We start from the raw sequence: 19,265 nt of genomic DNA, 5'->3' as shown, positions 1-19,265 counted from the left end.
ATCCCGTCACAGCGCATAATGGCAGGCCGCATGGTGACCGCTGTCCAATTGGCGCAGCGCCGGCTCCTCCTGCCGGCAGCGGTCTGTGGCAAACGGACACCGGGTATGGAACCGGCAGCCCGAGGGCGGATTGGCCGGCGAGGGAATCTCCCCTTCCAGGCTTCCGGCCGGCTGGCCTTGGCGGGGCGTGGTCTGCGGTATGGCCTCAATCAGAGCCTGGGTATACGGGTGGGCAGGTGCGAGAAACAGCGACTCGCTCGGTGCGATCTCCACGAGCTTCCCGAGGTACATCACCCCGATCCGGTCTGACAGATGCCGGACAACCTGCAGGCCATGGGCGATGAACAGGTAGGTCAGCCCCAGCTTTTGCTGCAGGTCTTGCAGCAAATTGATGATCTGGGCCTGAACCGATACGTCCAGCGCGGATACGGCTTCGTCGGCGAGAATGAACCGCGGGTTCAGGGCGATCGCGCGGGCGATGCCGATCCGCTGCCGCTGCCCGCCGGAGAACTCGTGCGGATACCGCTGCGCCCATGACGGATCTAGCCCAACCAGCTCCAGCAGCTCGCTGACGCGCCGGCTGATGTCGGCGGGGGAGCGCTGCCCCTGACCGTGCACCTTAAGCGGCTCGGCGATGCTGTCGCCGATCTTCCAGCGCGGATCCAGCGATCCGTACGGATCCTGGAAGATCGTCTGCATATGCTGGCGGGCGGCGCGCAGTTCACGTCCTCCCAGGTTCGTCAGGTCCTTGCCGTCAAAAAGAACCGTCCCTGCCGTGGCACGCTCCATCTGGAGCAGCACCCGGCCCAGCGTCGACTTTCCGCTGCCGGACTCGCCGACCAGACCGAAGGTTTCGCGCTTGCGGATCGTAAAGCTGACGTCGTCCACGGCGCGGATCAGCTTCTTCGCTTTGCCGATGCCTCCGCCATGCACCGGGTAATACTTTTTCAGGTGATCCACGGTAAACAAAGCGTCCGCCGCTTCTTCCGCTGCCCTGGTTGAGCCGGCTTCGCCGTGTCCTTCAATGTTCTCTTCTGCGCCGCCTTCCCGTGTAACGCGTAAAGCAGCCGTCTCGCTGGAAGCCGCCGGGTCGCCAGAACCTGCAGCTGCACCCGAAACAGCCATCGCATTGGATGTTGCCACCGCACCGAAACCTTCAGCTGTACCGGAACCCTCAGCTGCACCGGAGCCCGCCGGCCCGGCAGGGGCCATCCAGCCCTCCGACTGAACCAGCTCCTCCGCATGCCAGCAGGCGCTCCGGCGCTCGCCGGATTCGGTTAAGACCGGCGATTCCTGCGTGCAGCGCTCCGTGGCAAAGGGGCACCGCGGGTGAAAGCGGCAGCCCTGCGGAAGTGCGGCAAGGCTCGGGATCGAACCTTCGATGGAATGCAGCTTCGTGCCGCGGACCGTGTCGAGCGTCGCGACTGAACGGAGCAGGCCCCGCGTATACGGGTGGCGCGGAAGGCGGAACAGCTCGGAAGCTGGCGCCTCCTCGACGATTTCGCCGGCATACATGACGACCACCCGGTCGGCAATTTCGGCGGCGATCCCGAGATCATGGGTGATCAGCAGGATCGACATGCCGAGCTCGGCCTGCAGTTCTTTCAGCAGGCGCAAAATTTGCGCCTGGATCGTGACGTCCAGCGCGGTGGTCGGCTCATCCGCAATAAGCAGGTCCGGCCCGCAGGACAGCGCCATGGCGATCATGGCCCGCTGCAGCATTCCTCCGGACAGCTCGCCCGGATACTGCTTCAGCCGCAGCTCCGGCTCCGGAATGCCGACCCGCTTCAGCAGCCGGACGGCGCGCTCCCTGGCCTCCCGCTTGGAAACCTTCTCATGCTGCAAGATGGTCTCCTGAATTTGCTGCCCGATCGTAAAGACCGGGTCGAAGGCCGCCATCGGCTCCTGGAACACCATCGCCATCCGTTTGCCGCGAATCCGGCGCAGTTCGGCCTCCGGCAGGCCTGCCAGGTCCGTCCCGTCCAGAAGAAGGCTTCCTCCGCTGATGCGCCCGTTCTCATGGTCGATCAGACGCATGATCGCTTTGGAGGCCACCGTCTTGCCGCTGCCCGACTCCCCGACGAGGCAGACGGTTTCTCCGGCTTCGATCGACAGCGTCACGTCCCGGATCGCCTGCAGCGTCCCTTTTCGGGTCGTAAAATCGACGGACAGCTCCCGGATATCAAGCAATGTGCTCATTGATGCTCCCCTCCTTTAGCGCTGGGTGACTTTCTTCGGATCGAAATGGTCCCGGAGCCGATCGCCAATAATGTTGACAGACAACACGAAGGCGGTGATGGCCAATCCCGGGAAGGTGCAGATCCACCAGGCCGCGGTCAGATAGCCTCTGCCTTGGGAGAGCAGCGTCCCCCAGTCCGGAACCTCTCGCAGAACCCCGAGGCCCAGAAAGCTCAGGCCCGATCCCGTCAGAATGGACGTACCGATACCGATAGCTGCCATGACCAGCAGCGGAGACAGGCTGTTCGGCAGCACATGCTTCCAGAACACGCGCAGCGGCGAAGCGCCGATGGATACCGATGCTTTGACGAACGTCCGGCTCTTGATGCTCAGCACCTGCGCCCGCATCACCCGGGCATAACCCGGCACAGAGGATACGGCTACCGCCAGCACGATGTTAAACAGGCTCGGACCGAGCGCGCCGGCGATGGCCAGTGCCAGCAGGATGCCCGGGATCGTCATCAGCACGTCATTGAGACGCATGATCGCCGTGTCGATCCAGCCGCCCGCATAACCGGACAGCGCCCCGATCGTTCCCCCAAGCAGGCCGCCGACGAGAACGGAAGCAAAGCCGATAAAGAGCGAGTCCCGGCTCCCGTACACGACCACGCTGAAAATATCCCGGCCGAAATAATCGGTGCCGAACAGATGCGCACCGCTTGGCGCCTGCATGATGCTGTCGGTCCGCATCTCCGTCGGGGCGTAGGGCGCAATCCACTGCGGAACGATGGCACAGGCCGCCACAAACAGAATGATTAATCCGGCCGCCACCAGGAACAGGTCGCTTGCCGTGAACTTACGGAATTTCGGTGCGGCCGCGGCCGCAAGCTTCCGCTCGCGCCAGACCGTCTTGGCGGATACCGCCTCCCTCATAACTGCTCCCTCCTAAGGTTTATGTTGAACGTCTCACGCGCGGATCGATCAGCGTATAGGACAGATCCACCAGCAGGTTAACCAGCGTATAGATGATCGCTGAGAACAAAATGACGCCCTGGACAACCGGGAGATCCTTGGCCATGATCGCGTCCGAAATGATCCGGCCGATGCCCTGGCGGGAAAACACCGTCTCGACGACAACCGTGCCGGCCAGCATGTCACCGATCAGCATGCCCGTCATGGTGACGGCCGGTATCAGCGCATTGCGCAGCGCGTGACGGTACATGACCGCCCGCTCCGCCAAGCCCTTGGAACGAAGCGTCACGATGAACTGCTCGCTGATGACCTCCAGCATGCTGTTGCGGACCATCCGGATAATAAAGCCGCTCCCGACCGTGCCGAGTGCCAACGCGGGCAGAACCAGCGTCCGCCACCCGTCCGATCCCATCGCCGGAAACCAGCCCAGCGTAATGGAGAAAATCAGGATGAGCAGGATGCCCGACCAGAAGGTCGGCATGGAGATGCCGAACAGCCCGATGACGCGGGCGATGATGTCAATCGCCCCGTTCCGGTGAATGGCCGACAGGACACCCAGCAGCAGACCCACGGTCACGGACACCAGTACGCTGGCTCCGGTCAGGGCCAGGGTGGCTGGGAAGCTCTCGGCGATTTTGGGCAGCACCGGATCGGAATTCAGCAGGGATTTGCCGAAATCCCCCTGCAGGATGCTTCCGAAATAATGGAGCAGCTGGATGTGAAACGGCTGGTCCACACCCAGCTGATGCCTTAAGTTCGCAATGACCTCCGGCGTCGCCATCGAGGGATCGACCATGTTGTCGGTCGGATCCCCGGGAAGAACGTAGAGGATCGTGAACACCAAAACGAGCGAGCCGATAATGACGAGGAGCGACGTTAAAAGGCGCCGGGTTACCATCCACAGCATGCCGCCTCAAGCCTCCTTTCTATTTTTGCAAAGATACGTCGTTGAACAGCGGGTAACCGAGGGAATCAAAGGTAAGTCCCTGTACCGATTTGGAAGCGGCCACCGTATACGGGAAGACGTAAATCGGCAGAATGACCGCATTGTCGATGATATAATGCTGAATTTTTTGGTACAGCTCTTCGCGCTTGGCATCGTCCTTCTCGACCCGTCCCTCTTCCAGCCACTTGTCGACTTCCGGACTGGCGAGTCTCGGCAGTGTCGGCCGGCTCTTTGGATCATAGGAATGGTAGAAGGAGTACAGCGCGTTCGGATCGGAGTTGACCTGGCTGTTGCCGTACAAATCATAGTTTCCGTTGGTGTAGACCACAGTGCGGACATCCTTCGTGATCTCAACTTCAACGTCCACGCCGATTTGCTTCAACTGCTGCTGCACCATGACCGCGATGTCATTGCGTTTCTCCCGGTTTGGCGTGCCGTCGACGTAGTGCAGGGTCAGTTTCTTCCCGTCCTTGGTCCGGACGCCGTCCGCTCCCTTAACCCATCCCAACTCGTCAAGCAGCTGATTGGCTTTGGCGATATCCGGTTTGACCGAGTTTTCCAGCGACGGGTCATAACCGAAGGTGCCCGGAGTCAGCGGGGACCAGGCCCGCTCGTACGTGCCCAGGTACAGCGTTTTGACGATGGCGTCCACGTCCACGGCCAGCTGCACCGCCTGCCTTGCCTTCAGCTCGTTCCACGGCGCGCGCTCCTGGTTGAAGAACAGCGTGTACGGCAGGCCAAGCGTATTTGCCTGCAGCAGCTGGAAATTCGGATCCTTTTTCAAGGTCAGGATGTTCTGAGGCGGCACCGTCTCGGCGGCCAGCACCTGCTTGCTCTGCACGCTGCCGATCCGGGTGGCCTCTTCGGGTACGATTTTAAAATCGATGCCGTCCAGGTAAGGCGCCCCCGTATTGGTCACGATCTCCGGCGCCCAGGCGTAGTCCGGATTGCGCTCGACCTTGATGTCGGCATTCTCATCCCACTTGACGAATTTGAACGGCCCCGTGCCGACCGGATGCTGCCCCAGCTGATCCCCGTATTGCTTGGCTGCAGTCGGTGACACAATGCCAAGCAGCGCCTGGCTCAGGTTGCCAAGAAAAGCCCGTGAGGGCGTCGACAAATTCAGCTTGATCGTGTACTCGTCGATGACCTCGGAGGACTTGTAGGGCTGAAGTAGGGCGGCCGCATTCGCCGCCTTGGTGGCGGGGTCCAGAATCCGGTCGAAGTTGAACTTGACCGCCTCGGCGTTAAACGGCGTTCCATCCTGGAACTTGACGTCCTTCCGCAGCTTAAACGTGTAGCTCAGCCCATCGTCTGAAATGGTCCATTCCGTCGCCAGCCACGGCTTGATCGTATTGTCCGGCAGCTGAACGACCAGGCTGTCGTAGATGGTGCGGATGACGCGGACCGCGACGGCCAGGCCGCTGCGGTGCGGGTCCAGCGTATCCGGCGACGTCGCCAGAGCGTAGGTGAGCTCCCCGCCCTTGGCGGATGCTCCCTGTACGGCCGGTGCCGCCCCGCTCTCCGTCTGCCCTTGGGAGGCCGTCTGCTTGCCTCCGCAAGCGGACAGCAGCATAACGATGACCAGCAGAGCGGCTGCTGCCGATTTACGCCTGTTTTTCGAATAAAACTTCATCTCTCTCAGACTCCCTTCAGATCCAAATATCGTTTGCATGCAGGGTGCAGGGACTCCGCAGATTGGCAGAGCCCCCGTCCCGTTTAGGACAGCGCTTTTTGCTTCGTATAGCGGTTCTCCGGCACCGGCAGACCCAGATTTCCCCGCAGCGTATCTCCCTCGTATTCCGTGCGGAACAACCCCCGCTCACGCAGAATCGGCACCACCAGCTCGACGAAATCGTCCAATCCGCCCGGCACGCCCGATCCGATAATAAAGCCGTCGGCGGCCTCTTCCTCAAACCACTGCTGCACCAAATCCGCCACCTTCTCCGGCGTCCCGATAAACACCGTCCGCGGCGTCGCTTCCTGCAGCGCTATTTCGCGCAGCGTCAAGTTCTCCTCTTTGGCGCGTCTCTTGATACGGTCGGTCGTGCTGCGGAAGCTGTTCGAGCCAAAGTCACCTAGGTCGGGAAACGGCTCATCCAGCGGGTATTGGGAAAAGTCGTGGTGCTCGAAGTAGCGTCCAAGGTATTCCAAAGCCTTCTCAATCGTCACCAGCCCGGCGATTTCCTGGTATTTGCGCTCGGCTTCCTCTTCCGTGCGGCCCACGATCGGCCCGATGCCCGGAAAAATCAGAATTTCCTCCGGAGCGCGCCCGAGTGCGGCTGCCCGCTGCTTCACGTCCCGGTAAAAAGCCTTGGCCTCCTCGATCGTCTCCGGGCCGGTGAACACGGCGTCCGCCGTTTTCGCCGCCAGGCTGCGGCCGCTGTCCGAGGAGCCCGCCTGGAACACAACTGGCTGCCCCTGCCGGGAGCGCGCAATGTTCAGCGGCCCCTGCACAGAGAAGAACTCCCCTTCATGGTTCAACTGGTGCAATTTGTCCGGATCGAAGAACACCCCGCTCTCCTTATCCCGCACAAAGGCATCGTCTTCCCAAGAGTCCCACAGCCCTTTGACCACCTCGAGATACTCTTCCGCGATCCGGTACCGCTCGGAATGGGCCGGATGCGGCCGGCCGCCGAAATTCAGCGCGGTCCCCTCCAGTGGTGAAGTCACGACGTTCCATCCCGCGCGCCCGCCGCTGATATGGTCGATGGAGGCGAACTGCCTGGCGACCGTAAACGGCTCACTGTAAGAGGTCGACAGCGTGCCGACAAGCCCGATCCGGGAAGTGGCTGCGCCGAGCGCGGACAAGATCGTAATCGGCTCAAACCGGTTCAAAAAGTGCGGGATCGACTTTTCGTTGATATACAGGCCGTCGGCAATGAAAACAAAATCGAACTTGCCCTCTTCCGCCTTCTGTGCCTGCTGTGTATAGAACGAAATGTTTACGCTCGCATCCGAAGGAATTTGCGGATGTCTCCAGGCGGTGTGGCTGCTGCCCACGCCGTGTATGGTGGCCCCCAGTCGAAGCTGTCTGTTTTTGCCCATAGTTCACTCACTCCATCTTTTTTTAAATTTGGGTTGATGCTTGAAATGACTCCAAAGATGACCCTCGACGGTTTCAATATTATTTTTCCAATGAGTATAGTCGGGATTATTGCTGATACTGTACCATCTATGCCTTTCGGGCTACAATACCGTATTAAAAACTTCTATTCAGGCTTTTCCATTCTCTATAAGGCTTTACACTGCGGGCTTTTCCGGGTATGTGAAAAACCCCGATCCGTGCTTTGGCGGATCGCGGTTCTCAGGGTTGTTTCGGGCAGTTCTGTATTATATGTGGAGTACAGGGGGTATGAAATAGAGGTCAGACTGCCTGCTCTTCAGCCGGCGTTAATACGGCGTAACGGGTAAGCTCGCTGCGAAGTTCGGTTAAAGCGGATTCCAGGCGATCTCTCAGCTCTTCCTTGATCTCGAAACCGCCGTTCTCCAGGCGCGTGATCCATCCGTCTACGGCGAATACACCGCCAAGAATATGCGTGCCTCCCAGTGCGGCTACCACCGGCTTCAGGGCATAATCCACGGCCAGAAGATGGGCGATCGTGCCCCCGATAAACAGCGGCAGCACCAGTTTGCCCTGCAGGCCTTTCTGCGGGATGACGTCCAGAATCGTCTTCAGCGCCCCCGAGTAGGAAGCTTTAAATACCGGGCTTGCGATAATGACTGCGTCCGCTTCTTCCACGGCCGCAATCACCTGCCGGATCACCGGACTGTTGAAATCTGCGCGGAGCAAGTCCTCTGCCGGCAAATCCGCCGCCGAGATGAAATCGATCCCGTATCCGGCCAGCGCCAGCCGATCCTCGAAAAACTGTGTCAAAGCGAACAGGCGGGACCCATGCGTCGGGCTCCCCACAATAAATGCTATTTTCGTCATCATCATTCCTCCTCATGGGATGGGGTTGAGACTGCCAACTTCACAAATATCCGGACCCCGTGCACCAGGACGTCCTCGTCGAGGTCAAACCGGGGCTGGTGGATCGCATGCACGATTCCCGCTTCCTTGTTCCCACAGCCGATAAAGGCGAAAGCGCCGGGAACGCGGTCCAGGTACCAGCCGAAATCTTCGCCGGCCAGGCTGGGCGGATCGAGGCAGCTCACCCGCTCCTCGCCGAGCACCTGCCGCGCCGCAGCCATAATCCGCCGGACGGCGGCCTCATCATTCACGACGGCGATGCCCTCGCGCAGCTCCATGGCGTAACTTCCGCCGGCCGCTTCCGCGATGGTGGCGGCCAGACGCCGAAGCCCTTCCGTGATCGCCGCGACGGTTTCCTTCCGGAAGGCCCGGAAGGTCCCTCTCAGCTCGCTGTCGGCTGCAATGACGTTCACGGCCGACCCGGCATGCAGCGTGCCAAAGGCGAGAACGGCCGCTTCCGCGGGATTGACCCGGTTCGCCATCAGGCCGTTCACCTCGCTAACGAACCGCGCCGCCATCTGCAGCGCGTCCACCGCCTGGTGCGGGGCGCTGTGATGCCCGGACGCGCCCTGAAACCGGACGGTAAAATGGCTGGAAGCCGCCATTGCTTCGCGCGGATGCACGCCCAGCGTGCCGACGGGCAGCTCCGGCATGACATGCAGCGCGAAGCATTGGTCGACGCCGTCCAGCACACCGTCCTCGATCATGTCGCGGCCGCCCGACAGCAGCCGCCTGTCCAGCGGGCTTCGCAGCGCGCCTTCCTCCGCCGGCTGAAACACGAACCGGATCGTGCCCCGGATCCGGTGACGGTGCGCCGCCAGCGTCCGTGCCGCGCCGAGCAGCATCGCCGTGTGGGCGTCATGGCCGCAGGCATGCATGACGCCTTCATGGATCGAGCGGTACTCGGCGTCGTTCTCCTCTTGGATCGGAAGGGCGTCCATGTCGGCGCGAAGCAGCAGGGTCGGGCCGCTGCCGCCGGTACCGTGCAGCGTTCCGACGACCCCCATGCCAAAGTGCTTGCCGACGCCGCGTCTGACCTCGATCCCCCAGGATTCCAGCAGGCCGGCTACGATCCCCGAGGTGCGGACCACATCGTACAGAAGCTCAGGATGGCGGTGCAGGTCCCGGCGAATCCGGACGAGCTCCTCGCGGAGCCCTCCGGCAAATTCCATCAGTTCATCCGCCTGTGTCAGCCCGATCATCGTCCGCTCCTTTAAGAACGTCCGGCCGCGGCCTTGGCTCGGGCATACCGGTTCTCCGGCACCGCAAGCCCGAGATTGCCGCGCAGTGTGTCGCTCTCGTATTCGGTCCGGTAAATACCGCGTTCCTGCAGAATCGGTACCACCTGGTCCACGAATTCCTCCAGCCCTTTCGGCACGGCAGCCGTAATCATGAAGCCGTCGGCCCCTCCTTCCTCGTACCACTCCTGAATTCGGTCCGCAACCTGCTCCGCGGTTCCGATAAAATTGCCGCGTGGTGTGGCCGACTGCAGCGCCACCTGCCGGAGCGTCAGGCCTTTTTCCTTGGCATCCTTTTTGATTTTGTCCGTGCCGCTTTGGAAGCTGTTCTTGCCGAGATCACCGAGATCCGGGAACGGCTCGTCAAGCGGATACTGGGAAAAGTCGTGATGCTCGAAAAACCGGCCGAGGTAGTTCAGCGCATTTTCGATCGTCACCAGGCTGGCAACCTCCTGATATTTCCGCTCGGCTTCCTCCGGCGTGCTGCCGATAATCGGGCTGATGCCCGGGAAGATCAGCACGTCATCCGGATTGCGGCCGAAGGAGGCGGCGCGGGTTTTGACATCCTGATAAAAGACTTTTGCATCCGCCAGCGTTTCATGCCCCGTAAAGACGGCGTCCGCTTCCTTGGAAGCGTAGTTTTTGCCGACCTCGGACGAGCCCGCCTGAAAGATAACCGGCTGCCCCTGCTTGGAGCGGGCGATGTTCAGCGGTCCTTTGACCGAGAAAAACTCGCCTTCATGGTTCAAGGTGTGCATTTTTTCCGGATCGAAGAATACCCCGGTTTCCTTGTTCCGCACAAATGCGTCGTCCTCCCACGAATCCCACAGCCCCCGGGCCACTTCCAGAAATTCGGTCGCGATCCGGTAGCGCTTATCGTGTTCGGGATGCTCCTTCTTGCTGTAGTTCAGTGCCGACCCTTCCAGCGGGGACGTCACGATGTTCCAGCCGGCGCGCCCGCCGCTGATCATATCGAGCGAAGCGAACTGGCGGGATACGGTAAAGGGCTCGCTGTAGGAGGTGGATAACGTGCCGACAAGCCCGATGTTCTTGCTGACGGACGCGAGCGCGCTCAGAATCGTGATCGGCTCAAAACGGTTCAGAAAATGCGGGATCGATTTTTCGTTAATATACAAGCCGTCCGCGATAAAGATGAGGTCCATCTTCCCTTCCTCGGCTTTTTGGACCCATCGTTTGTAAATCTCAAAATTGACGCTGGCGTCGGGCTGGGCATCCGGATGGCGCCACATGGAGGTTCCCCCTCCGACACCGTGCAGCAGCGCGCCGAGTTTCAACTGTCTTTTTTTGGCCATCTCTTCCATCCTCCTTATTTAAAAAGCGATTCTATTATGGATAAAAATTCACGTAACCCGTGCCAATTAATATCATCCAAGCGTTGCCAAGCGCCGCAGCAGGTATGCTATTCCTCTTGCGGCTTCAAAGTTTTTAAGCTTCAATTGTGACTGCTATGGCTTCAAACGGTTGGCTTTTCGACTTTAGTTCTGCGGCTTCAAATAGCCTGTGCTCCGGCCTCTTTTGCGTCACAAGTCTCTGCAGTAACGTGCCTGGAAAGGGCTTAGACCAATGCTGCCGCCTGCTTAATGCGCTCGATTTGCCCCAGGTGGTTCTCCACGTGCCGGATAAATCCGTTGACCAGATCGGCGACGCTGACGGTTTGACCTCTAGGATTCACGCCGGTTTTCGCCAAGTCTTCGGGCGTAAGCCGCTGGAGCAGCAGGGTGTTATACGTGAGCAGCGCGTGGAAAGCATCGAGGATGTCCGGCGTGCCGCCTTGATTGGCATGCTGGCCGCTGACCCAGGCGTCCTGTTCGAACGCTGGCAGCTGTGCCGTCGTGCCCGCAAGAATGTCGCGGATGCGAAACGAGGTCACAATGCTGTGATCGGTCAGGTGCGAGAGGACCTCCTGCACGCTCCATACTTCCGGCGCCCGTTTCCAGGTCAGCTGCTCCTCGCTCAGACCTTCGATGGCTGCGAGCAGTTGACGGTGTGTGCCGCTGAATTTGTCAATTTGAACCTCGCTCATATGAACGCTCCTTCCAACTGATTAGGATACGGGTGATGTTGACGTGTCGGCGGGCGATGGATGAAACCGGGACAAGGAGAACGGCGCGATATTGTGCGGACTGCGGCCGTCCAAGATCAGATCCGCCAGCAGGCTGCCGACCACGCTCGAAAATTTAAAGCCATGCCCCGAAAATCCGCCCGCTGCCCACACTTGCGGGTGCTCTGGATGCCGGTCAATGATAAAGCCCTCGTCGGGCGAAATTTCGTATTTACATACCACTCCCCGCTTCAACCGGCCCGAAGCTCCCGGCATGTAGGCATTCAAGGCGCGCCTCAAGTCGCCTTCGTCCTCGGGGAGCGAGCCAAAGGGTGCCAGCTCCTCGCCCGGCTGCCAGGCATGCCCGGTGTCGTGCCGGCCGATTTTGAGTCCGGCCCCGCCGATGCTCGGAAAGCCGTAATAAGAGCCCTCCGGCGCATTCAGCGTAAACCCGGGGAACCGTCCGTTATCGAAAGCAGGGGTGTTCGTCTCGAACCAGCCCACCGTTTTGCGGACGGCTCGAACCGGAAGGTTCACGAACGGGGACAGCGTGCCGAACCAGGCGCCGGCGCTCAGAACCGCGAACGAGGCATGGTAAGTGCCTTCCTTTGTCGACACAGTGACCCCGTCCTGATGCGTTTCGATGCCCCGGACCTTCGCGTAAGTCAGCAGCTCAGCCCCTTTGGAGAGGGCCAGCTTGCGGTAAGCTCCGACGCAGCGCTCGCTGTGCAGATATCCGGCGGCCGGCTCATACATCGCCTCGAATGAATCCGGCACGCGCAGCTCAGGCCAGCGTCTGCGGATCTCCGCCGCATCCAGCCATTCGGGATGCAGCCCGTGCCGCTTGGCCAGCTCGATCCGCTCCCTGTAGGAATACAGGCCGCTGTCGGCGAGGTTCAGCACGCCGGACTGGACGAGCAGCTTCGTCTCGGTCAGGTCCTCGACTTCGTTCCAGAGTCGGTGGGCGCGGATCGCCATCTCCGTATAAACCGGATCGCCGCTGTAAGCGTGCCGGATCAGGCGCGGTTCCCCGTGGTGGCTCCCCTCCTGATGCGGCGGGTCAAACGCATCAATCAGCAGCGTCTTCACTCCGCGGCGGGCCAGGTAATACCCGGCGCTCATGCCGACCGAGCCCGCCCCTACGACAATGACGTCATACCATTTTCCCATGGCTATTTCGACGCACCCCCGCGGCCGAAATGCGCCAGGGCGTCTTCGGCTAACTGCGTAAAAAAGGCGACGCTGACCGGGAGCGCATTCTCATCCAGGTCAAAGGCGGGGTGATGCCATTCCTGCTTGCCGTTCGTCCCCATGAAGACGAACAACCCGGGAACGGCTTGCTGGTAGACGGCAAAATCTTCCCCGGCGGGCGAAGGAACCGGCACGATCGCCCGATATCCTGCCGCCTCGGCTGCGGCTGTCCCAAGCTCGGCCAGAGCAGGGTCGTTGTCCACCGGCGGCGGCCCTTCGATCCAGCGGACCGCGGCCGTGGTGCCGAAGGCTTCTGCCACGCCCCGGACGACATGCTCGAACCGCGCCAGCACCTGCTCGCGCACCTGCTGATCAAACGTGCGGATCGTGCCTTCCAGGAGCGCCTGCTCCGGAATGACGTTCCACGCCGTTCCGCTGTGCAGCTTCGTGACGCTGATCACCGCGCTGCTCAGGGAGCTGATGTTTCGGCTCACCACCGACTGCAGCGCCGTAATGATATGCGAAGCCGTCACGATCGGGTCCAGCCCGGCCTCCGGAACGGCCGCATGCGAGCCCTTCCCGGCGACTTCGACAACGAAGCCGTCGGCCGCCGCCATCAGCGGCCCTTCCTTGATGCCGATCGTCCCAACGGGAAGATCGGGCTTGTTGTGCATGCCGAAGATGGCCTGCACTCCTTCCAGCGCGCCGCTGCCGATGACCTGCTTCGCGCCCTTCGCCTTCTCTTCGGCCGGCTGGAAGATCAGCCGGATGGTGCCGCGAAGCCTGTCTTCACGGGCTTTCAGCGCGTACGCCGTCCCGATCAGGGCGGCGGTATGAAAATCATGCCCGCAGGCATGCATTCTGCCTTCAATCTCGGACGCGAACGGGAGTCCCGTCTCTTCCTGAACCGGAAGCGCGTCGATGTCCGCGCGCAGCGCGATGACCGGCCCGGGCTGCAGGCCGCCGACCTCGGCCACCACGCCGGTGGCCAGCGGAAGGTCCAGGATCCGGATGCCTGCTTCGCTCAGCCAGCCCCGGATCCGGCGCGTCGTTTCATGCTCCTCGCCGGACAGCTCCGGGAAGCGGTGCAGCTCCCGACGGATTTCGATCAAGCGGTCCACCCCCGCGGCGGAGGGGATCCGTACAGCATCGCTTGGCATGTCGCCATCCTCCTTTTACTTGTGTCTATGGGTACTTAGGCGGATTCAACCCGCACCCTTCCCGCTCAGGGCCTCAAGCCTCCGCCGGCACCTCGGCCAGCGCTTCCGCCAACAGTTCAAATGAACGGAGCCGCTTGTCGAAAGGCTGGATGTTGGTCGTGACGACGAACTCATCGATCCCCGACGCCTGATGAAGCTCAAGCAGCTTCTCGCGGACGGTTTCCTTCGTGCCCTTCAGCACCGAAGGCTCCTGCTCCTCGACCGTATACGGCTCATTTGCCTGGCGGCCGAATTCCTCGGCCTGCTCCAGCGTACCGACTGTCAGCGTACGGCCGCTGGCGAGGTGAATCTTCACCAGCTTGTGGGATCCGGCCAGCTCGGCAGCTTCTTCCACGCTGTCCGCCACGACGACGGACAGCGCTACGATGACCTGCGGCCGGGTTCCGTGCGAATCGTCAAATGCGTCCCGGTAGGCGCGGATGGCCGCCAGCGCGGTTGCTTCATCCCCGTTGATGAACAGGGAAAATACATAAGGCAGCCCCAAGCCGGCTGCAATCTCTGCGCTGCCTACGCTGGCGCCCAGCACGTACAGCTCGGGAGCCGTCTCCGGCAGCGGCGTGGCGCGCAGCCCGTGCAGCGGATGGTCCGCTTCCAGCCGGTTGTGGATGTACTTGCCCAGCTCCACGATTTTATCCGTCAGGGAAGCGGAATCCCCGGCTCCGCGCTGCAGCGCCTGTGTGCTCCGCGGCAGCCCTCCGGGCGCGCGGCCGATGCCGAGATCGACCCGGCCCGGCGCCAGGGACGCCAGCACGTTGAAGTTCTCCGCCACCTTATACGGGCTGTAATGCTGCAGCATCACGCCGCCCGATCCGATGCGGATCGTTTCGGTTTTGGCCAGCAGGTAAGAAATCAGCACCTCCGGCGAAGAGCCGGCCACATGATCGGAGTCGTGATGCTCCGACACCCAGAACCGCCGGAACCCGAGCGCCTCGGATTTCCGGGCCAGCCGTATCGTATGCTCGAATGCCTCCGCTGAAGTCTCTCCGGGGTAAATCGGGCTTTGATCCAGAACGCTAATCGTAATGCTCATATGGCTCTCCTCCTAAATGCTGTAGTTCAGTTCCGGCGTAATCCGCTTCAGAAACTGCTTAGTCCGTTCCTCGCGGGGATGGTTGAACAGCTGGGCCGGCGGCCCTTCCTCCACGATGACTCCCCCGTCCATGAACACGACGTGGTTCGCCACATCGCGGGCGAAGCCCATTTCATGCGTCACGACGATCATGGTAATGCCTTCCTTGGCGATTTTGCGGATGACCTCCAGCACTTCGCCGACGAGCTCGGGATCCAGCGCCGATGTCGGCTCGTCGAACAGGATGACCTCCGGTTCCAACGCCAGCGCCCGGGCGATGCCGACGCGCTGCTGCTGCCCGCCCGACAGCTGGCTCGGATAGGCGTCCAGCTTGCCCGCCAGCCCGACCTTCTCCAGGAGTGCCGCGCTGCGTTTGCGCGCTTCGTCCTTCGGTATTTTTTTGACGATGACGAGTCCTTCCATCACGTTCTCGATCGCCGTCTTATGCTTGAACAGATTGTACTGCTGGAATACCATCGCCGTTTTTTGCCGGAGCGCGTGAATGTCCTTCTTTGCCGCATGCTCCGCGTTCATCCGGAAGTCGCCGATGGCGATCTCTCCGCCGCTCGGCTTCTCCAGGTAGTTCACGCACCGCAGCAGCGTCGTTTTGCCGGAGCCGCTCGGCCCCAGAATGACGACGACTTCCCCTTTGTTCACGGTCAAATCAATCGATTTCAGCACCGGGTTCCGGCCAAAAGACTTGGATATATTCGTGAGCTTGATCATGCCACTCCCCCCCGATTGTACAGATTGATGCGTTTCTCCAGCAGCGCCGTCAGCCTTTCGATCAGAAGCGTCAGCCCCCAGAAAATAGCCGCAGCCGCCAGGTACGCCTCAAAGAACTTCCAGTTGGTCGACGCCACAATTTGCGCTTTGGCGTTAATGTCCACGACGGATACGGTAAAAGCGAGCGTCGAGCCATGCAGCATTCCGATCACTGAGTTCGACAGGTTCGGCAGGCTGACGGCCAGCGCTTGAGGCAGCACGATGCGGCGCAGCGCCTGCGGCGTCGTCATGCCGATGGAATAGGCGGCCTCCAGCTGGCCGCGGTTCACGGCGAGCAGGCCGGAGCGAATCACCTCGGACATATAGGCCCCCGACGTGATGGAGAAAGAGATGAAGGCAAAGCCGATCATCGGAATGGATGAGGATTTGAAGCCTAGGCCAAGAGCGGCGGATACTGCGTCAACGATGACCGGCAGCCCGAAATAGATGAGCAGCAGGTGCGTGAGCATCGGCGTACCGCGGATGAAGGTGACATAAGCCGTGGCGATCTGGCTGAGCACCGGGACTTTGTAGATGCGCACCACGGCTCCGATCAGCCCGATGATAAAACCGGCCGTCACAGAGACGGCGGTAATGAGAAGGGTGGTTGGTATGGCGGACAGCAGGTGAACAAAGGCGGTCCAAATAAACGTAACGTCGATTTTCACAGTTCAGCGCCTCCTTTTTCCGTTCCGATCCCTGCGACTACGCGCCGGTAGGACCCTTTCTTGTGGATCCGGAAGCCGGTGCGTGCCGGTGTATCCGGAAGCTCATGCCGCATGAGGCGGACCTCCGCGGCTTTGAGCACCTTTTCCAGCGTAAAGCTCACAACCAGGTAGATGAGCGCCAAAGCGATGTAGGACTCGATAAAATGCTGGGTGACCGAACCGAGTGTCTGCGCTTTTCCCGTCATCTCCATCACGCCGAGCGTAAAGGCCAGCGACGTATCTTTCAGCAGGGCGATCACCAGGTTCGAGAATACCGGGACGGCGATCGCCAGCGCCTGGGGCAGAACGATCCGGGTAAACGCCTGACGGCCTGTCATCCCCACGGCATAAGCCGCCTCAAGCTGCCCTCGGTCCACCGCCATGACCGACGCCCGGATCATTTCCGACATGAAGGCCCCGGTGTGAAGACCGTACGTCAGGATGACAAACACGAGCACAGGCGCTTTGGACATGTCGATTCCGATGAGCTTCAGGATCTCCGGCAGTCCGTAGTAGAACAGGAACAGCTGGATCAGAATCGGCGTACCCCGAAAGAACGAGACATACACCTGGGAGAACGTGCGCAGCGCCGGTATCCGGTACAGCCGGGGAAGGGCGATCAGAAAACCGACCAGCATCCCCACCACCAGCGAGCCTGCGACGATCAGCAAGGTGATGCCCAGCGTCGATGCCAGCTTCGGAAAAAAGCTGAACACAAATGAGAAATCGAACGGTGCACCCATATTACAACCTGCCCCCTTCCTGGTTTAATCCGGACTATTTATCCGCCGTAAAGTCGCTGCCGAGCCATTCCTTGCTCAGCTTGCCAAGCGTTCCGTCCTGCTTCAGCTCCTTGATCGCCCCGTCAACCGCATCGGCCAGCTTCTGCTCTTCCGGATCGTCCTTGCGGAAGACGAACAGAATGTCATGCTCGGACAGATCGTCGCCAGTGACTTTGAGCTTGCCTTGCGGGTCGATCAGCGGCAGCGAGAAGTCCGCTCCGATCGTCGCGTCCACCCGTCCGGTCGTAATTTGATTCACGGTATCGTTGGCGGCGCCGTTTTGATAAACAATTTGGATTGCATTATCATGTTCCTTGTTGTAGTTCTCAAGAATTTGGGCTTCCGCGCTTGTAGCGCCGGTTAAAACCTTTTTGCCCTTCAGGTCGTCCAGCGAATGGATCGAATCGTTGTCCTTGGCGACGATGATCTTGTTTCTCCAGTGGGCATACGGCTCTTTGTTAAAAAGGTACTTTTCCGTCCGCTCCGGGTTTTTCTCCATTTCATGCGCCACAAAATCGATTTTCTTCGTCTCCAGGCTGAGCAGCAGATTGGAAAATTCCTGCGTCTGGATATCGAACTCGTAGTCCGGCAGGCGCTTGTCAATCTCGCGCACCAGCTCTACGTCGAAGCCGGTCAGCTTTCCGTTCTCATCGATAAAGCAAATTTTCGGAAAGGCCGTGCCTGTGCCTACGACGATTTTTTTGACGGCTCCTCCTGCGGCGTTCGCCGCCGTATCCGCGGACGTTTCCCCGCCCTTCGATCCGGATCCGCACCCGGCAATCACCCCTGCCAGCATGATCCCTGCAACGACTGCTAATGTTTTTCTCACGACCTCATCCCCTTTCATATGGCTCCCGTTTTTTCTTGATTGATAATTCCTATAGATTTAGTAAGGATTATGTTGTCACTAACTTTACCGCGATTTGCACAACGCGTCTAATAGAGTTTTTCTATCCGATCATGTAATTCATTAATGGGACGGACGACTGCTTCAAATCCAGCAGAAATTCAAGGATATCCGTGTTCTCGCCGGTGAGCGAAATCAGGTTGGTCTGCAGGGAGACGCCAGCCGTTTCGGTGATGTCCACGGGAACAAGGCTGCCCATCTCCTCCTCCTGCCTTGCGCAGAGGCCGGGAAGAAAGCAGATGCCAGCCCGCTCCAGGACGAGCTTCTTCGCCGTCTCGGAGTTGTCGACCTGATAGACGATGTTCGGCGGCTGATCCAGGCTTTCGAACACCCGGTGAATCCGCAGCCAGTCCAGGGAACCGCACTCGAAAAACACCAGCGTTTCGTGACGGATTTCCCGGATCGACGCCCGGCCGGCCGAGGCGAGACGGTGATCGGGGTAGACATACAGGCGAATGGGGTCTTCGTAAAAAGGATAGGACTGGAACGCCGGATTCATCATTTTGCGAACGAAGGCCAGGTCGAGCTCCCCCGCAGACAGCTTGGCGGCTAGCTCGTCGGTCGGGGCCGTGGTCAGCTTGAATTTGATTTCGGGAAAACGCCGGGTCAGTCCCATCAGCAGATGGGGCATCAAATAATTGGATACAGAGACGGTGCTGCCGATCCGCAGTTCGTTGGGCATGGCCCGTTTGGATTGGAGGTGATGCTTGCCCTTCTGGTAGGTCTGGAGAATTTGCTGGGCATAGGGGAGAAACTGCTTGCCTTTTTCCGTCAGATGGATCTGTTTGCCCAGACGGTCGAACAGCCGGCAATCGAGCTCGCGTTCGAGTGATTGAATGCGCGCGGTGACTGTGGGCTGCGACAGGAACAGGACATCCGCCGCCTTGTTGAAGCTGCCGTAATGGTTGATGTACACAAAAGCCTCAATGTTTTCGATGTTCACGGTAACACCCCCGAAGTTTTATCACTCACTATTCCAATGAATTTAGGTGGTTTTAAACCTGAAACAGGGTATAAATTATCCTTATCTTAGGCAGTTGGCAAATTATTGTCAATCGTTTATTTTCGTAACAGGCTGTTCCTCTAGGCTTAAAAAAGGCCGAAGTGACGCCTACTTTCGGGCACAAAGGGATGTACTCGGTCTGCCTTAGCCGCCATGGTGAAGCCTGAAAGCTTATAGATTTTTTTGATATCTGAATTAATTATTTTATTTTCCGATGCGAATAGTAGGTATTACCTGCTATACTTAGCTCAC

17 protein-coding genes are annotated in these 19,265 nt (G+C 60.0%); all 17 read right to left on the bottom strand.

Translation table 11 applies throughout. The annotated features are described in order from the left end of the window. Positions 1 to 6 precede the first annotated feature (6 nt). The 17 genes from ABID47_RS29140 to ABID47_RS29060 all read right to left on the bottom strand — a co-directional run bounded on the left by ABID47_RS29140 (position 7) and on the right by ABID47_RS29060 (position 18,953). Complete coding sequence (locus ABID47_RS29140; RefSeq protein WP_354502183.1) at positions 7 to 2,199, bottom strand: ABC transporter ATP-binding protein; 2,193 nt, start codon at positions 2,197 to 2,199, stop codon at positions 7 to 9. Positions 2,200 to 2,214: 15 nt separating this feature from the next. Further along, a complete protein-coding gene (locus ABID47_RS29135; protein ID WP_116231883.1) occupies positions 2,215 to 3,111 on the bottom strand; it encodes an ABC transporter permease in 897 nt (298 codons plus the stop codon). Positions 3,112 to 3,130: 19 nt separating this feature from the next. Then, positions 3,131 to 4,057 carry an ABC transporter permease gene (locus ABID47_RS29130; protein WP_076174964.1) on the bottom strand — a complete coding sequence of 309 codons (927 nt, stop codon included), beginning with the start codon at positions 4,055 to 4,057 and terminating at the stop codon, positions 3,131 to 3,133. A gap of 19 nt (positions 4,058 to 4,076) precedes the next feature. After that, entirely contained in the window at positions 4,077 to 5,732 is a 1,656-nt protein-coding gene (locus ABID47_RS29125) for an ABC transporter substrate-binding protein (protein ID WP_354502178.1), read from the bottom strand. Positions 5,733 to 5,815: 83 nt separating this feature from the next. Then, the gene (locus ABID47_RS29120; RefSeq protein WP_354502175.1) at positions 5,816 to 7,144 is read right to left on the bottom strand and encodes an LLM class flavin-dependent oxidoreductase; all 1,329 of its coding nucleotides are present in this window, start codon (positions 7,142 to 7,144) and stop codon (positions 5,816 to 5,818) included. 319 nt (positions 7,145 to 7,463) lie between these two features. Further along, positions 7,464 to 8,030 carry an NADPH-dependent FMN reductase gene (gene ssuE / locus ABID47_RS29115; protein ID WP_354502172.1) on the bottom strand — a complete coding sequence of 189 codons (567 nt, stop codon included), beginning with the start codon at positions 8,028 to 8,030 and terminating at the stop codon, positions 7,464 to 7,466. A 2-nt stretch (positions 8,031 to 8,032) separates the two neighbouring features. Further along, positions 8,033 to 9,271 (bottom strand): M20 metallopeptidase family protein, encoded by a 1,239-nt coding sequence (locus ABID47_RS29110; protein ID WP_354502169.1) that lies wholly within the window; start codon positions 9,269 to 9,271, stop codon positions 8,033 to 8,035. Positions 9,272 to 9,282: 11 nt separating this feature from the next. Further along, complete coding sequence (locus tag ABID47_RS29105) at positions 9,283 to 10,620, bottom strand: LLM class flavin-dependent oxidoreductase (RefSeq protein ID WP_116231878.1); 1,338 nt, start codon at positions 10,618 to 10,620, stop codon at positions 9,283 to 9,285. A gap of 263 nt (positions 10,621 to 10,883) precedes the next feature. Beyond that, positions 10,884 to 11,351 (bottom strand): DinB family protein, encoded by a 468-nt coding sequence (locus ABID47_RS29100; RefSeq protein WP_089549933.1) that lies wholly within the window; start codon positions 11,349 to 11,351, stop codon positions 10,884 to 10,886. Between the two features lie 21 nt (positions 11,352 to 11,372). Beyond that, positions 11,373 to 12,539, bottom strand: a complete 1,167-nt coding sequence (gene solA, locus ABID47_RS29095; protein WP_354502165.1) for an N-methyl-L-tryptophan oxidase — start codon at positions 12,537 to 12,539, stop codon at positions 11,373 to 11,375. A gap of 2 nt (positions 12,540 to 12,541) precedes the next feature. Then, positions 12,542 to 13,720, bottom strand: coding sequence for a M20 peptidase aminoacylase family protein (locus tag ABID47_RS29090; RefSeq protein WP_354502162.1), 1,179 nt, complete (start codon positions 13,718 to 13,720; stop codon positions 12,542 to 12,544). 73 nt (positions 13,721 to 13,793) lie between these two features. After that, entirely contained in the window at positions 13,794 to 14,810 is a 1,017-nt protein-coding gene (locus ABID47_RS29085) for an LLM class flavin-dependent oxidoreductase (protein ID WP_354502159.1), read from the bottom strand. A gap of 12 nt (positions 14,811 to 14,822) precedes the next feature. Then, complete coding sequence (locus ABID47_RS29080; protein ID WP_116231873.1) at positions 14,823 to 15,575, bottom strand: amino acid ABC transporter ATP-binding protein; 753 nt, start codon at positions 15,573 to 15,575, stop codon at positions 14,823 to 14,825. Beyond that, entirely contained in the window at positions 15,572 to 16,282 is a 711-nt protein-coding gene (locus tag ABID47_RS29075) for an amino acid ABC transporter permease (RefSeq protein WP_354502156.1), read from the bottom strand. The genes ABID47_RS29080 and ABID47_RS29075 overlap by 4 nt, the downstream gene beginning before the upstream one ends. Further along, positions 16,279 to 17,064: an amino acid ABC transporter permease gene (locus tag ABID47_RS29070; protein WP_354502153.1), complete on the bottom strand. Its 786-nt coding sequence runs from the start codon at positions 17,062 to 17,064 to the stop codon at positions 16,279 to 16,281. The genes ABID47_RS29075 and ABID47_RS29070 overlap by 4 nt, the downstream gene beginning before the upstream one ends. 34 nt (positions 17,065 to 17,098) lie before the next feature. Then, positions 17,099 to 17,950: a transporter substrate-binding domain-containing protein gene (locus tag ABID47_RS29065; protein ID WP_076174995.1), complete on the bottom strand. Its 852-nt coding sequence runs from the start codon at positions 17,948 to 17,950 to the stop codon at positions 17,099 to 17,101. A gap of 103 nt (positions 17,951 to 18,053) precedes the next feature. After that, positions 18,054 to 18,953 (bottom strand): LysR family transcriptional regulator, encoded by a 900-nt coding sequence (locus ABID47_RS29060; RefSeq protein WP_076174998.1) that lies wholly within the window; start codon positions 18,951 to 18,953, stop codon positions 18,054 to 18,056. Positions 18,954 to 19,265: the final 312 nt, after the last annotated feature.

Origin of the sequence: Paenibacillus favisporus (genome assembly GCF_040545415.1) — a bacterium.
In the GTDB taxonomy this organism is placed as follows: domain Bacteria; phylum Bacillota; class Bacilli; order Paenibacillales; family Paenibacillaceae; genus Paenibacillus_AQ; species Paenibacillus_AQ favisporus.
Note: the sequence above shows the minus strand (reverse complement) of the source record. Positions and strands in the feature narration are given on the sequence as shown.

What these genes read in the sequence shown, in the direction of transcription:
- ABID47_RS29140 (WP_354502183.1), bottom strand. Translation starts at nt 2,199, where the DNA reads ATGAGCACATTGCTTGATATCCGGGAGCTGTCCGTCGATTTTACGACC.
- ABID47_RS29135 (WP_116231883.1), bottom strand. Translation starts at nt 3,111, where the DNA reads ATGAGGGAGGCGGTATCCGCCAAGACGGTCTGGCGCGAGCGGAAGCTT.
- ABID47_RS29130 (WP_076174964.1), bottom strand. Translation starts at nt 4,057, where the DNA reads ATGCTGTGGATGGTAACCCGGCGCCTTTTAACGTCGCTCCTCGTCATT.
- ABID47_RS29125 (WP_354502178.1), bottom strand. Translation starts at nt 5,732, where the DNA reads ATGAAGTTTTATTCGAAAAACAGGCGTAAATCGGCAGCAGCCGCTCTG.
- ABID47_RS29120 (WP_354502175.1), bottom strand. Translation starts at nt 7,144, where the DNA reads ATGGGCAAAAACAGACAGCTTCGACTGGGGGCCACCATACACGGCGTG.
- ssuE (WP_354502172.1), bottom strand. Translation starts at nt 8,030, where the DNA reads ATGACGAAAATAGCATTTATTGTGGGGAGCCCGACGCATGGGTCCCGC.
- ABID47_RS29110 (WP_354502169.1), bottom strand. Translation starts at nt 9,271, where the DNA reads ATGATCGGGCTGACACAGGCGGATGAACTGATGGAATTTGCCGGAGGG.
- ABID47_RS29105 (WP_116231878.1), bottom strand. Translation starts at nt 10,620, where the DNA reads ATGGCCAAAAAAAGACAGTTGAAACTCGGCGCGCTGCTGCACGGTGTC.
- ABID47_RS29100 (WP_089549933.1), bottom strand. Translation starts at nt 11,351, where the DNA reads ATGAGCGAGGTTCAAATTGACAAATTCAGCGGCACACACCGTCAACTG.
- solA (WP_354502165.1), bottom strand. Translation starts at nt 12,539, where the DNA reads ATGGGAAAATGGTATGACGTCATTGTCGTAGGGGCGGGCTCGGTCGGC.
- ABID47_RS29090 (WP_354502162.1), bottom strand. Translation starts at nt 13,720, where the DNA reads ATGCCAAGCGATGCTGTACGGATCCCCTCCGCCGCGGGGGTGGACCGC.
- ABID47_RS29085 (WP_354502159.1), bottom strand. Translation starts at nt 14,810, where the DNA reads ATGAGCATTACGATTAGCGTTCTGGATCAAAGCCCGATTTACCCCGGA.
- ABID47_RS29080 (WP_116231873.1), bottom strand. Translation starts at nt 15,575, where the DNA reads ATGATCAAGCTCACGAATATATCCAAGTCTTTTGGCCGGAACCCGGTG.
- ABID47_RS29070 (WP_354502153.1), bottom strand. Translation starts at nt 17,064, where the DNA reads ATGGGTGCACCGTTCGATTTCTCATTTGTGTTCAGCTTTTTTCCGAAG.
- ABID47_RS29065 (WP_076174995.1), bottom strand. Translation starts at nt 17,950, where the DNA reads ATGAAAGGGGATGAGGTCGTGAGAAAAACATTAGCAGTCGTTGCAGGG.